Origin of the sequence: Vibrio sp. CCUG 15886, assembly GCF_028570825.1 — a bacterium.
In the GTDB taxonomy this organism is placed as follows: Bacteria; Pseudomonadota; Gammaproteobacteria; order Enterobacterales; family Vibrionaceae; genus Vibrio; species Vibrio vulnificus_B.
The window spans coordinates 36,295-49,969 of record NZ_JAQQBT010000010.1 but is presented as its reverse complement, the minus strand read 5'-3'; the positions used below and the strand labels follow the sequence as shown (position 1 = coordinate 49,969).

General features: G+C 44.4%; 16 protein-coding genes. 13 read left to right on the top strand and 3 right to left on the bottom strand.

Annotated elements, in window-relative coordinates; genetic code table 11:
* The first annotated feature begins 278 nt into the window (after positions 1-278).
* The 3 genes from PQQ36_RS16410 to PQQ36_RS16400 all read left to right on the top strand — a co-directional run bounded on the left by PQQ36_RS16410 (position 279) and on the right by PQQ36_RS16400 (position 3,248).
* The gene (locus tag PQQ36_RS16410) at positions 279-701 is read left to right on the top strand and encodes a hypothetical protein (RefSeq protein WP_011082359.1); all 423 of its coding nucleotides are present in this window, start codon (positions 279-281) and stop codon (positions 699-701) included.
* Positions 702-934: 233 nt separating this feature from the next.
* Positions 935-2,461 carry an FAD-dependent oxidoreductase gene (locus PQQ36_RS16405; RefSeq protein WP_273661830.1) on the top strand — a complete coding sequence of 509 codons (1,527 nt, stop codon included), beginning with the start codon at positions 935-937 and terminating at the stop codon, positions 2,459-2,461.
* Positions 2,448-3,248: a hypothetical protein gene (locus tag PQQ36_RS16400; RefSeq protein WP_273661829.1), complete on the top strand. Its 801-nt coding sequence runs from the start codon at positions 2,448-2,450 to the stop codon at positions 3,246-3,248. Before PQQ36_RS16405 ends, PQQ36_RS16400 begins: the two co-directional genes overlap by 14 nt.
* A gap of 113 nt (positions 3,249-3,361) precedes the next feature.
* Here PQQ36_RS16400 and PQQ36_RS16395 read toward each other — a convergent pair whose 3' ends face one another.
* On the bottom strand, positions 3,362-4,294 hold the full coding sequence (locus tag PQQ36_RS16395; RefSeq protein ID WP_130349288.1) for a LysR family transcriptional regulator: 933 nt from the start codon (positions 4,292-4,294) through the stop codon (positions 3,362-3,364).
* A gap of 112 nt (positions 4,295-4,406) precedes the next feature.
* On the opposite strand from PQQ36_RS16395, the gene PQQ36_RS16390 reads away from it, so the two are divergent.
* From PQQ36_RS16390 to PQQ36_RS16350, 8 genes are all read left to right on the top strand, one after another.
* Complete coding sequence (locus PQQ36_RS16390) at positions 4,407-5,537, top strand: VarG family subclass B1-like metallo-beta-lactamase (protein WP_015727547.1); 1,131 nt, start codon at positions 4,407-4,409, stop codon at positions 5,535-5,537.
* A gap of 214 nt (positions 5,538-5,751) precedes the next feature.
* The gene (locus PQQ36_RS16385; RefSeq protein ID WP_263195402.1) at positions 5,752-6,480 is read left to right on the top strand and encodes a MipA/OmpV family protein; all 729 of its coding nucleotides are present in this window, start codon (positions 5,752-5,754) and stop codon (positions 6,478-6,480) included.
* Positions 6,481-6,730: 250 nt separating this feature from the next.
* Positions 6,731-7,195, top strand: a complete 465-nt coding sequence (locus PQQ36_RS16380; RefSeq protein ID WP_015727544.1) for a hypothetical protein — start codon at positions 6,731-6,733, stop codon at positions 7,193-7,195.
* A gap of 36 nt (positions 7,196-7,231) precedes the next feature.
* On the top strand, positions 7,232-7,855 hold the full coding sequence (locus tag PQQ36_RS16375; protein WP_238826754.1) for a hypothetical protein: 624 nt from the start codon (positions 7,232-7,234) through the stop codon (positions 7,853-7,855).
* A 115-nt stretch (positions 7,856-7,970) separates the two neighbouring features.
* Complete coding sequence (locus tag PQQ36_RS16370) at positions 7,971-8,486, top strand: lipocalin family protein (RefSeq protein ID WP_040110529.1); 516 nt, start codon at positions 7,971-7,973, stop codon at positions 8,484-8,486.
* A 605-nt stretch (positions 8,487-9,091) separates the two neighbouring features.
* Positions 9,092-10,063: a DUF2971 domain-containing protein gene (locus PQQ36_RS16365; protein WP_263130777.1), complete on the top strand. Its 972-nt coding sequence runs from the start codon at positions 9,092-9,094 to the stop codon at positions 10,061-10,063.
* Positions 10,064-10,350: 287 nt separating this feature from the next.
* Positions 10,351-10,851 (top strand): hypothetical protein, encoded by a 501-nt coding sequence (locus tag PQQ36_RS16355; RefSeq protein WP_038939959.1) that lies wholly within the window; start codon positions 10,351-10,353, stop codon positions 10,849-10,851.
* A 9-nt stretch (positions 10,852-10,860) separates the two neighbouring features.
* On the top strand, positions 10,861-11,127 hold the full coding sequence (locus PQQ36_RS16350) for a YiiX/YebB-like N1pC/P60 family cysteine hydrolase (RefSeq protein ID WP_045621348.1): 267 nt from the start codon (positions 10,861-10,863) through the stop codon (positions 11,125-11,127).
* 427 nt (positions 11,128-11,554) lie between these two features.
* Here PQQ36_RS16350 and PQQ36_RS16340 read toward each other — a convergent pair whose 3' ends face one another.
* Together PQQ36_RS16340 and PQQ36_RS16335 are read right to left on the bottom strand one after the other, a co-directional pair.
* Complete coding sequence (locus PQQ36_RS16340; protein WP_061057688.1) at positions 11,555-11,833, bottom strand: type II toxin-antitoxin system RelE/ParE family toxin; 279 nt, start codon at positions 11,831-11,833, stop codon at positions 11,555-11,557.
* The gene (locus PQQ36_RS16335; RefSeq protein WP_011082348.1) at positions 11,830-12,114 is read right to left on the bottom strand and encodes a type II toxin-antitoxin system RelB/DinJ family antitoxin; all 285 of its coding nucleotides are present in this window, start codon (positions 12,112-12,114) and stop codon (positions 11,830-11,832) included. The genes PQQ36_RS16340 and PQQ36_RS16335 overlap by 4 nt, the downstream gene beginning before the upstream one ends.
* 215 nt (positions 12,115-12,329) lie before the next feature.
* Between PQQ36_RS16335 and PQQ36_RS16330 the strand changes: the two genes are divergently transcribed.
* Both PQQ36_RS16330 and PQQ36_RS16325 read left to right on the top strand, forming a co-directional pair.
* Positions 12,330-13,157 (top strand): formylglycine-generating enzyme family protein, encoded by an 828-nt coding sequence (locus tag PQQ36_RS16330; protein WP_225484524.1) that lies wholly within the window; start codon positions 12,330-12,332, stop codon positions 13,155-13,157.
* 239 nt (positions 13,158-13,396) lie between these two features.
* Positions 13,397-13,660: a hypothetical protein gene (locus PQQ36_RS16325; RefSeq protein ID WP_043877449.1), complete on the top strand. Its 264-nt coding sequence runs from the start codon at positions 13,397-13,399 to the stop codon at positions 13,658-13,660.
* Positions 13,661-13,675: the final 15 nt, after the last annotated feature.

Genomic DNA, 13,675 nt, shown 5'->3' with positions numbered 1-13,675 from the left:
TAAATTTGGCATAACGTACTGTTTTAAAAACATTTCGCTGTTTTCTTTCGGTCTATTTTTCAAAAATGAAAAATGACATTTTGTAAGAAAGAACAAAAAACAACCAATCCGAAATCAGAAAAGCCCTCACTGCGTTAGAACTATCAATAATCAACCACACATAAAAAAATAATATGTGACACTCTGCCAAAATAAATACAATTGATATTCATTCTCATTTGTTTGTACTATACATTTCCATCTGGGAATGTTCCCAAACTAAAAGAATAGGAAGTATCATGAAAACGATAAAATTACTTGGCCTACTGACACTTATTGCTTCATCTGTTGCCTCTGCAAACACAGCCATTACTTTTCCTGGTGAAGGCAGTTCGGTGCCAGACGCACCAGTCACTTTCCCAACCTCTTCAAAAACACCAATCACTTTTTACAATGGCTATACCATCAAAGATGGGATTTTCCGTTCAGAAGTAAACACATGTGTTGTTGAAGTCGATAATCCTGAATACGAAGCAAAACTCATTTGGGAAGGAAAAACACCGAAGCTGCTTATTGTGGGTAACACCGACCCATTCCCATGCCGCGCTGGCTTTACCGAAGCAATGGAAGTCGACCTAACCGCATTTTTGCAAAACATTCCCACCCATATCTTTGAATATTTGGAAGTGGCGAACCGCGTAAATATGCAGCGTAGCTTCTAACTTCCACACGAACGCCTACCAAATCAGCCGCCAGATCTTCGGATCTGGCGATTTGCATAGAGTCACCGTTTCAACGTGCGTCTTGACGCCCTCACTCAAGTCCTAGATTGAGAAAGGGGGAGAAGTCGAAAGAGCAGTGACCCATCCATTTCATATAAAGCTTGGATTTATATGTCATTTAACCGCCACAACGGACAGGGACGAACAGCGCAACACACATCACCGAGATTACAATGAATAACAAATCAAACACTCCCCCACACATTGCGATTTTAGGGGCCGGTATTTCAGGTTTAGCGGCTGCACACGAATGTATTAAGAAAGGTTATCGCGTCACGGTTTACGATAAATTGCCCTTTAGCGGAGGAAAATGCATTGGCGCGGTGCATCACGGCAAAGTGCATGAGCTGACACATCGGCAGTTCTTCGCCAAAAACATCCATTTACTGTCGTTCTTGCAAGAAATACCAACCGAAAACGGCACTTGCTTTGACTTCGTCTATCCCCAGCAGAAAGTACAGTTTCATTGGGGGCAATCGGATAAAACAATGCAGTTCAAACGCAGCTATTTTTCACCGATAGACAAGCTTATTGACGACATGAAATCTGCCTATGCCATGCACTACGCTGGGGTTCCACTCATTGATATTTATTGGTTTAAAACGCGTTTACAGGACTTGCCTGACAACGCAGAGTTACTCAAAACCCCTCTTGAGCGCTATTTCGAGTACAACCAAAGACCCAAATTGGCGGCCTTTTTGCGCCCAGTCCTACTGGGTTGGATCGGCGCAACAGACCACAGCCCCGCCCTCTCAGTTTTGGATTTGCTCAACAACAAAGAGGGGCCGTTTCACTCCGATGCACCCAATGCCTACAGTTTGGGCTATCGACGCCCGATCTCAGAATCGGTGATAAATCCATTAACCGAACACTTACGCCAACAGTCGGTGCAGTTTAGGTTCGGCTGTGAGATAGAACGGCTGATAGAAGATAGCGAGCAAGGAAAGATTACTCATGTGCTTTCGTCCCAAGGTGAGGTGATTGAGGCGGACTACTTTATTTTGGCGCTGCCGATTCATGTCACCCAATCGCTGCTCTCTGCGACCGCTGTACAGTTCAGCTACCGATATGTTCTTAGCCACGGTTTTCAGTTTCACTTCGCCACCTTGCCCGACATCTTACGCGATAAAACCGTGGGAATTGTTATTGATTCATCGTGGGGCTTGAGTTATCACCTGACTCAATCAGCCCCCAACGGGCTGTACTGCCTCTCAGTCACTGCCACCGATCTCAATATCGCTGCGGGCACCACATTTAACAAGCCGCTGCTCGCCTGCACACCACAGCAAATTGAACAAGAGATCGTGACTCAGATTTTTGGCAATAGCGCATTACTCACCACCTCCGGATATCAGGGTTTTCATGTCGGGCCTGGCTTGTATTGGAAGGAAAAACACGCCGATGAGGCAACGTCGAATCGATTTGTCGGCCCTACTGTCATCGGCGAAAACGGTGTGGCGCACTGCTGGGTGGCTGATCACGCGCTCACCCACCCCGATGCCAATTGCCAAATTCCTATCGAGATCGATAGCTACCAAAACGTCTTTCTGGCCGGGGAATATCTGACCGATCCGCGCCAAACCTGGCGAGTACCTGTGACCATGGAACGATGTGTAGAAACCGCCAAACTGGCAGTGGAATCGCTTGAAAAACGCATTGCCGTCCATTGCCACGAGGAGCCTTACCATGCCGATGCGTAATCACCTTTCTGCGCTTTTGTTTTTCCTGCTGGTGCTGCTCTATTTCAGCGGCTTCTACCAAGCGGTGCAGTCGTCGGTGATTTCCGCCGTGATCTTAATGCTACTGTTACCCGTGCTATTTTGGCGCTTAGTCAAACCGGTTGATAACCAAGCCGAAATCACTCGGATATTGCTGTTAGAAAGTGGCTTCAACCTGCTCTGTGTGGTCGCTCTACTTCATCTGCTTCCTTTGGCACTGATGGATAAAGCGTTTATGGTGTTTTTTGTTTTACAGGCGGGTGGCTTTTTATTGGTGCAGAGGCGCAAGAAAGCGTGGTTATCTTTCGCTGTCTCTGTCTGTTTGTCTTTTGCCATCTTGGTCTGGATCAGCCAAGCCGGGCAAACCCAAGTGCTCGGCTCCGGACAATTGCAGTTGTTTGGCACCGCAGTACCGTGGCAACTAAAGGCGATTTACACCCTGTGGTTATTGCAACTGTTGTTGGTGGAATATCGCTATATTTTGCCCAAAGTGACGATACTGCTGGCACATTTGGCCTCGCTGACCATTGCGTTACAGGCGGAGGATTTCTTCCACGCTCGCATTGTAACCGCCAGTCATTTCTTGTTTTTGAGCCTCTGTTTTGACTTCAAAAACCGAGATTGGGGAGGCAGAGAGTTCGCCGTGCTGCCATCGCTGGTCGCCATTCAAAAACCCAATATTGCCAAGTGGATTAACTACACCTGCCTGGGTTTGGCACTGTTGTGTGCTTTGCACCTCGCCAGCGGTTTAGTGATCTTCCCCCAGTGAAGCAAGCAGGCCAGCATTAAGCATCTGAGGTACAAATTATTGTGCCTCTTTTTTATCATTGCCTTGAGATATTACTTTGAAATTTGACATTGCTAAGCATGCGACTTTGCCGCTTAGCGCCTTGCTTCTATCTCTTCATCCACCATATTTTTGATTTCTTGCCGAACCCACTGGTGCGCAGGGTTGCTGTGGTGAATCAAATGCCAAAATTGTTCAACCTGGAAATCCTCGGTGTAAAACGGCAATTCCGCAACGGTTATCTCATAAAGATGGCTTAAATGGCTGACTAAGCGCCTTGGCAACGTTGCGATCAGATCGGTGTTGATCAACAACTCCGGCACCATCGAAAAATGCGGCAGTGACGCCACCACTTCACGCTGCTGGTTCAGCCTTTTTAACTCATGGTCGATATCGGTTTTTCCCAACCCATTACCAGAGACGATCACGTGTCGGCTTCGGCAGTAACGCTCCAACGTCATGGGTTGATTGGCAAGCACGTGATTTTGGCACATCACCACCGCGTAGTTATCATTGAAGAGTCGCTGCTTAAACACATTGGTGGGGGAATCATCGGTCGAATACAGCAGCAGATCCGCCACTTTCTCCAAGTAATCGTGCAATGGCATGTACGCGTTGTACGGCACAATTTGCAATTTCAACTTTGGGGCACGCTGCTGAAAACGTGCCAACAGCTTTGGCACAATCATCATCATTTCAAAATCCAGTGCGCCTATAGTGAACACACCTGCGTACTGCAACGGATCAAACGCATCATCCACCAGCATCTGCCGAATCGTATTCAATGAGCTTTCTAACTCGCGCCGAAGGTATTCCCCCTTAGCGGTTAAACGGTACTCGCGGTTGACCTTCACCAACAGCGGATCGCCAAATTGTTCGCGCAGACGCATCAATGCTCGACTCACCGCAGGCTGGCTCATGTTCAACGCTTGAGCTGCTTGGCTAATATGCTTATGAATCAATAGCTTTTCTAAAATGGTTAACAGATTTAGGTCAATACTGCGCAAATTGATCTCGGGAGCGACCATCAAAACACCTAATAATTTCGTGCGTAAATGATATACATACTATAACAATCATGCATTTTTGATATATGTGATTCTCATTTATCTTTTTCCTCACCTGATGAGGAGAGAAAAAATGAAACGATTCACCTTTGCTTTAGCCCCAATCACTGCCGCACTGCTGTCTTTCAATGCTGGCGCTGCAAACCATAACCACAGCCACGATCAACAACGTGCGATTGTTTTCCCTGGCGAAACAGTGCAAAGCACGCTGCCTAGCGAAGTCGAACCATCCGCCACTCAAGCGCTTAAAGTGGGCCAGAAAATCAACAATCTCTATGAGCGCCAGTTTGACGACAGCAAAGCCACCGTGCAAAAGCTGGGCAAAAACACCTATTGGATTGGCGTCAACTATTACAATGCCACGGTAATCGTCAACGAAGATTCGGTGATGCTGATTGACCCATTAGGCGATGGCCGCATCGATGCGCTTTTCAAAGGCGTGCAGTCCATCACCAACAAGCCGATTACCACCATTATGTACTCTCACTACCACCTTGATCATGTTGGCGGTGGCAACCAATTGGTCGAGCTGATCAAGCAAAACTATCCGAGTGTGAACAAAGTACGCGTGATTGCCAGCCAAGCGGTGGCCAACAAAATCGCCCAGCATGCAGAAACCAATGAAAACGGCGTAAAAACAACGAAAGTGCCAGCACCAACTGATGTCTACGACCTAAGAAAACCGAAGGTGGTGAAGTTTGGTTCCGTCAAAGTGCATTTGATCGCGCCAGCAGGCTCTGGCCATACTCCAGATAACACCATGATTCTGATTCCGAGTGATCGCGTACTGCATTTCGCTGACATGATTAACCCTGACCAATTGCCGTTTTACAACTTTGCTGGCGCAGAGCACTTCCACGGCTATGAAGACGATCTCGAAAACTTGCTCGGCAAACACCTTGGCTGGCAATGGGACTTCATTAATGGTGGCCACGGCAACATCGGTTCAAAACAGGATGTGAAAGATCTACTGCAATACATCGCCGATGTAAGAGCAGAAGTGGGCAAACAACTTGAAGTGGTGCCTTACACGCCAATGCTCAGCGATGGGAACCATTTCGTTTGGTTTAAACGTTGGCAAGAAGAGATCACCCGCAACGTACAAACGGCTCTGGCGAGCAAATATGGCCACATGTACGGCTTCAACGCTGGTGTCGTAGAAACCCACGCAGCAATGATTCTTGCGGACATGATTGATCATTAATTCATCGTCAAACCACGTCAAAAACACCGCCCTGCCCATCGTGGCAGGGTGGACGCTTCAACAGTAATTCTCTGTTTTCACTCTATTTTATTGGCCATTAACACAACGTCCTTCTGCGAATAAACCGAAAAACAACGAATTAAGCCCACCCTGATGTAAGAAAACCGCCACTTAGCCGTTCTTTTATAAAACGAAAAGAAAAAGGAAGTTAGCCATGAAAAATCTTATGCGCGGCATGCGCGTGTCCATTCCCCTGCTGGTACTGTCTGCTCCTGTGTTGGCACAAGAGCAGTACCAAGATTACGCGTTTGTTGGCGCGGGCGTCACCTACGGCGAATCCGCATTTTCAACAGATGGGGCCAAAGCTGGCATTGAGCCCTCTTTGTTTTACAACGGAAAATACGGCTTTATTGATGGCAGCTTAGCCAATTACTCACTCACCCCTTGGTTGGGTTTGTCGGGCAACCTGCGTTTTGCTGAAGTGTCGGACGATTTCGATGACATTCCTCGCGGCATCAAAAACCGTGATGGTAACGCCGATCTTGGTATCACCGTGGGAACAGTTGGCGCACGCCTCACCTACCTGCAAGATGTCACCAATGTTCACGACGGTTATGAGATTCAACTTCACCTTGGTCGCGCTTTTGATACCCCGTTTGGTCAGTGGGTGCTCTCCCCATATGTTGAAGTGGATTACCGCTCCAAAAAACTCTCACAGCATCTTTACAACGTCTCTGCGCAAGAATCTGCCGCTTCCGGTTTAGCGCAATTTAATGCTGATGAGACTTGGGTTTACAAGGCCGGTTTGATTTCACTCTACGACATCACCGAGCAGTGGCTAGCCATTGCCAAAGTGGAGTTTGAACACCACGATTCAAATAGCCCACTGATTCAAAACGACCTTGCTTGGCAAATCAGCTTAGGCGGGGCGTATAAGTTTTAATAACTCGAATTCCCACAAAACTCCCCCTCTAGGGAATAAGCAAAGCGCTCGATCAACGAGCGCTTTTTATTTTCAACGAACAGCAATAAGTAAGAATAAGTGAGCAAAATCAAACACAAGCATTAATTAACATATACGTATGAGTTCACATTTATACTGCAGTGAGAACAGACGCCCTATTGTAAGATCCTCTCTTTATCTACAAGCCTTTTAACAAGGCCTTGATCTTTTTGAGTTTTAGGTGACTTACATGTTTAGACCATTGATTAGTCTCGCTTTTCTAGCAACACTAACCGGCTGCGTTTCCACCCCTTATGTTGAACCTACAGGAGAAAATGTCTCTACCATCAAGTTTCACAACCAAGGTCGCGGCAACGCGGAAGTCTATATCTACAAAGAAGCGGCGCAATGCACTGGCAAACAAAAGGCTGCTGAGGTAGAAAAAATGGCTTACAAAAACGTCACCGTGTTATCAGACATTCCGCAAAGCTTCTCATTTGGTTTTGGCTTCTCCGACTACGTGAGTCATAAATCCTGCTCTATCACAGGTACATTCACCCCAAAGGCCAAAACGGATTACGAAGTGCTTATTGTCTCCTCTTATGGCGGATGTGTTGTCTATTTGTATGAAATACAAGATGGCCAAAAAGTACCTGCACAAGGCGAACAGAAAGAATATTCCGCACCAGTCGCGGGGGACAGTTGGTGTAAGTAATAAAGCACTTGTATCAATAAGCGATAGGGAGCAAACATGATTAAACAATGGCAAATAGCGTTAGCTGCACTAGCGTTAACTGGCTGTGCAACAACCGATACGACTCCGCAAGATACCACTAAGGAAAGCAACGCTCCTTCAGAAGCAGCCGCTGTAGAAAGCTCACCTGTAACCGAGGAAACTGATGTCTATTTCGTTCTGGGTAACATCACGAGTATTTACGACATCAAACTCTCCCTTGGCAGCGTCGATTTCGAGACCGGGCGTTTTACAGAGGATTGGTTTTCTTCGTTGTGGTATCGCTACACGGAAGACAGGCGTTATATCTTGGGCAAAGCGAAGCCGGGCAGTTTCATTGCCATCACTTCGACAAAAGCCACCGACGCAACGGGGACACATTTGGGCACCTTTACCCCTTGTAACCAAACCTTGGTCTTTCGCTTACCTTATTTGGGGCCTGATTTCTACGTCACTGATGTCAACTACCATTGGCACAATACCTCGATTTCTCCCGTCTATTCTGATGGGATAGAAGAGGCGAAAAAAGCTTTCGGTGTTCAGTACCTTGAGCAAGCCCCTTACCGCCAGTTAGATGCGGATTTGTACAAAGACTGTGAAACACTTAGTGCAGACCCAACCATTTTGACTCGGCCATTTTAACCCGTTCACTTACACACTTTTCTGTCGAAAACCCAACTTCATGTTGGGTTTTGTATTTTTAGTTCAAACGCTTAGACTTGAAGGCAATGTGATATTCATTTTTCAGGAGCGAATTGTGAGAAAAATTCTACTATTGGCACTTTCCATCACACTGAGTGGCTGCCTTGGTATGCCGGAAACCGTCAAACCCGTCGACGAGTTCAACCTACAAAATTACTTGGGGAAATGGTACGAAATCGCCCGCCTCGACCACTCTTTTGAAGAGGGATTAACTCAAGTTACCGCCGAATACACCTTAAAAGACGATGGCGGTGTCGCGGTACTCAACAAAGGCTTTTTGGCCGATGAAAACCACTGGAAAGAAGCCGAAGGAAAAGCCTACTTCGTCAATGGTGACTCTGAAGGTTACTTGAAAGTCTCGTTCTTTGGTCCGTTTTACGGATCTTACGTGGTGTTTGCACTCGACAAAACCGACTACCAATACGCCTTTGTCTCTGGTCCTAATACTGACTATTTATGGCTTTTAGCACGCACCCCGACCGTCGACCAATCCCTCATAGATACCTTCGTCGCTATGGCCAAAGAGCGTGGATTTGATACTGAGCGTCTTATCTTTGTTGAGCAGAAATAACGCCGGACATAAGAACGCTTAATGATCACGCTTTCTCTAGGAGGCACTCTTTACGCTCGTCATTCTGGATAGCGAGGCACGAGCGTGATTCAGAATCCATTGCGCCAAGTGCGCCGGAAGTTCGGTGAGAAACCGCAGTTCTAGCACTCGTCGATGGATGGATCCCTAGTCGCGCTTAGGCTTGCTGGAATGACAGACTGTGAGCTCTGTCTTTATCGACCTCTTCACTTGCATCTCTGCTTAAAGTGCCCCCCAAACACCGCTCTCTACGCTCGTCATTCTGGACAGCGAGGAACGAGCGTGATGCAGAATCCATTCTGCAGAGTGCGCTGGAAGTTTGTTGAGAAAACCATAGTGTCAGCGCTCATTACAAGACGGTCTAAACCTTCAGTTCTTTATAAGTTTTTTCTATATATATCAAATCATTAACTTGCGATAAAAGCATGAGTATAACCACTTAAAGAGTAATGACTTTATTGAGTGCTATGCTAGTATTCGCACATTGATTTGGCATTCATTGTGACGCCTAAAACACAATTACAAAGGTTAGATAAACACAGTGATTGCTAGCAGTAGTTAGCCCTTTCTCCAAATTAGAGGTTCAGATGGAATATCCCAATGTTCAATACTTGTCTAAATATAGAACTCTTCGACACCCTGATGGTTCGATTAACGAGAACACGTTAAATATTCTGCGAAATAAAGCGGTGTGGTATGCAGCGCCACATACGTTTAATGATCCGTTTGACTGTAAGATTCGACCTCTCAAAGTGCCAATGGATGGTGAGTATATTGGTGATTTTAGTGATATGGATAATCTCGAATATTATCTAGCCTCCAGATCCAAAGAAGCATCAGAAAAAGGCGATAGCAAAGAATTTCATGAGTTTCTTTTCAAGCTGACACAACGAAGAAATGACAAGCTAGAAGAGCAATCTAAAAACTATGCGGTTATGTGTTTCAGTGAAATTCATGATCATAGTTTGATGTGGTCTCACTATGCAGATGAACACAAAGGTATCGTAATTACATTTGAGAGAACTGAGGATAATATGCTCGGTCGCTCTAGTTGTCGCCCAGTGAGATACAGCCGACATTATCCAAGAATATCCCATGCAGAATATTGGAAAAGTCGAAAGTTTGCATCTGATGAACACCCCCAAGATCACGATGTGCTATCAATGTGCTTATTTACAAAATATGAAGATTGGTTTTATGAAAAAGAATGGAGAGATATTATCCATAACTCTCAGGGTAATGGTCAGTTAGTCGAGCTTGACGCCAAAATCAAAGGTGTATTCTTCGGGTGTAGAACCCCCGAAGAAGATAAGAAATTAGTAAAAGACATCCTAGGCGACACAGTAGAATATCTCCAAATGTTTCAAGATGACTCGGGGTTTCAACTCAGACCAATGCAAGAGAAGCAATGGAAAGCTGAGACCGAAAGATTACGATTGTTAGGGCAATACGATAACTTTGACGGACATGAAGTAATGACTAGGTATCATGGTAAGCCTACTTATTTTATAGATCCTAAAGTTGCTGAAAGCTTTCTAAAGAATATGAAGTTCAAGTAGCTACAGGGCTAACAAACTGTTCAAGAGGGATTCGCAACGCGTGGCATTTTCACTATGCGTTGGTTTTGGTGTTTAAGGTGGTATGCGGCAGCTTCAGTATTGCGTTGCTCACCCCTTAACAGGGCGTTAGAATATTTCACTAACATTCGTTGCTTATAAAACTAAAAATTCTCGCTGATGATTTTTTGACGTTAGTCGAGATTTGTTGAAAAAGTATGCTTTTATATTGAAAAACTCACTGACCATATAAAAATAACTGCTATTAAATCGTAATTTTTGGAGTTGGCATGAGGTTTAAATTAATTATTTTTATCTGTTTCCCATTTATTCTTCTAGGGTGTGACAATCATCTATTTTCACAGTTTTTCCGCAATCCGCACATTGTAGACATGTTTAGCGCAAAGAAAATTAAATCTGTGGGGTGGTCAAAATTTAATGTTGATGTTACTGCTTTGAATCGAAATCAAATGATAAGGTTGATTTTTGACGGAAGTGAACCAGAGAATTTAACTTTTTCAACAGAAATGATTGCATCAGATTCAGCGTATGATAGGGATGTATTTGTATCGTCTAAATGGCCAAATTTTGAAATTGAAATCGAAATAGTAGCTACCTCTAATGAGGGAAAAAAATACCAATTTCGGCCAAAGGGACAATCTACGGGTATATTGTTCTTTCCTGAAAGCGACATAGATTTAATGGGCCTAAAATTTACCACAATTGATATTAGGTCTAATGTCTCGTTGGATAATGTCAATGCTACATGGATCTCGTATACATCTAAGTAAGGGAATAAAATGTCAACTAAAGTTATCACACTTGGGCAACTCCAAAAAGGTGATGTCATTCTATCGACAACAAATGAAGCAGTTTCAAAGGTCGTAAAATTGGCAACAATTTCAAATTACAGTCATGCTCGACTTTATGTGGGTGGTGAGCATATTATTGAAGCTATTGATCCCGAAGTAGTCAAAGTCAAATTAGTCGATGTTATGAAAGGCGATCTTTATACAGTCGTATATAGATACCCTGGCCTATCTGAAGCTCAAAAAATAAGATTATGACCTATGCCAGAAAACAACTTGGTAAACAATACGATCTTTCAGGTGCTATTGGTTCGAGTGGTACTGGTAGAGCAGCAGTGGGAATGCTACCAACAATGGCTAACCTAATTTCACCAGAGAGCGACTTTTATTGTTCTGAGCTAGTAGCATTTTCTTATAAAAAGGCAGGAGTACCATTGGAGTGGTTTTCAAGCCAAACAACACCGAAAGATCTAGCAAATAACTCCAAGCTCATATATGTAGGCCATCTCAAAGTGTCAGGTATGAATGCTCCCTATAGGCAATATTCTAACAAACTGTTTAAGAGTGATTCGCAATGCGTGGCATTTTTGCTATGCGTTGCGTTTAGTGTTTAAGGTGATATGCGGTGGCTTCGGTATTGCGTTGTTCACCCCTTAAGCGGGCGTTAGTTCCCAAGAGGAAGCAATCAATCCGTAGGGAATTTTTGTTTCTGGTGGAGGACACGCATAACTCGGATGATATCGCCCTCGACCCAGTAAGAGATAACCATCGAAATCTCAGGAATAATGAGTAATCGACCGAGGATGCTATCTCGTTGTACACCCATTAAAGGTTGTTCAAGCAAGTTTTCTACTTTTGCTTCAATGAGGTTGTCAGTTTTTTCTGCCGCATCAGGGTTGAAGTCATAGAGAAACTCGAAGATCTTTTCACGATCATTAAGTGACTCTTCTTCCCATAAAATCATTGCTTACCTCGATTACGGATTCTGGCTTTGCGCTCTTCCATTCGAGATTTAGCAGTTTGGTGCTCAATGAAAACGGATTTTCCTGAGTCAAACTTCTCAAATGCTAGATTTACTTGTTCAGTTAGCCATGCATCGTGAGACAATGTTTTTCTTTGTTGTTCAGCGAGTTGCTCAGTAAGTTCACGGCATGCGTCACTAAGAGTGCGACCTTGGCTCTCAGCCATTTGTTGAGCTAGGCGTTTTGTTTCTTCATCAACACGAAATTGAATTCTAGTGTCCATGATGTATTCCTTTGTTGGTGTGTGTACAAATGTTAGCACTAGGCTTTGAGATGGGCAATTAACAAACAATTTAAAAGTGATTCGGCACGCGTGGCATTTTTCATTCCATCGTTGGGTTTTGTATTTACGGTGGTCTGGTTAGGTTTCGTGGTTGCGCCACCCACACCTTAACGCGGTGTTAACTGGCAATTGGTCGTTATTTTAGAGAGGGTAATGTGGCAAGAGTTGTTAGTATGTTTTTTTGGATTGTAAGTATCAGCTGTATCTCTTTGAAAGTGTATGCAGAGAGTCAACTTACTATTTTAGAAATGATAGATGTTCCAAAGGGTAACGTTGATCTTTATACATGTCCTGATGATGCGAGAATTTGCAGCGAACCAGAGTTTATATTACGCAATATTGCAGTTCCTTCTTTTCGCATCGGTAAATTTGAAGTCACAATGGAACAATGGGACGCCTGTGTTTCTGATGGAGGCTGTCAAAAGCCTAAATCTGACTGGGCATATAAAAATCGTCCTATAAAAGCGCCATGTGTAGAGGGGGAAGTCTGTCAATACCCTGATGATATGGGTTGGGGTAGAGGAACTCGTCCCGTTATCAATGTAAGTTATTCTGATGTGCAAGGTTATATAGACTGGGCTAATGCCAAGTTTGGTAAAAAATACCGCTTACCTACGCGTGCTGAGTGGGAGTATGTTGCGAGAGCAGGTATGTCGGAGAGTTATGACTGGGGAAACCCACCTAAGGCCAGCAACGCTAACTGCAATAACTGTGGCACAGCTTGGAGTAATAAACAAACCGCACAAGTAGGCTCTTTTCCTCCAAATCGGTTTGGCGTTTTTGACATGCTAGGAAATGTAGGAGAGTGGGTAGAGCAATGTTTACCTAAACGAGAAAAAGGAAGTCAAGAATGTGCAGTTTACTTGTTTGTCGGCGGAGGGTGGTTTTTACCGGGACAAGATTTAGTTCCTCATACCTACTGGGCAAGGCATATTGATATTCGAGAGCCATATGTAGGTTTTCGACTTGTTGAAGAAAAATAATATGATCATGCGTTCTTGCCATTCGTGAGCGTGAATAGTGAAGCGCTCAGTTAACAAAGCATTTAAGAATCCCCAACGCATCCCCACATGCGTTGGGCTTAGAACTCAAATCGGCAACCCCCACATCACTACATACCCGCCCTGCGGCGTGGTCTCTGTCGCTTTCATGTGACCAAGCAATCACTATGCGCAACAGAGAACTTATAAAATGGCTAAAACTCCTAATATTAGAGTGTGCTATGGTTTTTACTAGCAAAGTTAAAGTCGTGATTTCTGCCACTGCTATCGTCTTGTCTTCCATTTTGATTTCGATTGATATGTTTGGTGTGATCCCGTTTTTGGTGCTTGTTGTGTCGCTTTTTACCCTGATCATTCAAGGCGGTTTATGCTTGTTAGGGTACAAAAATGGCGATGCTTTTGACGCATACCAAGATCTTGAACGGACAGAAGCAACGGCACTTACAAACTTATTCAAAGATAAAAAAGAGTGTGAAAAGCGTTAGCCACCGTTTCACTGT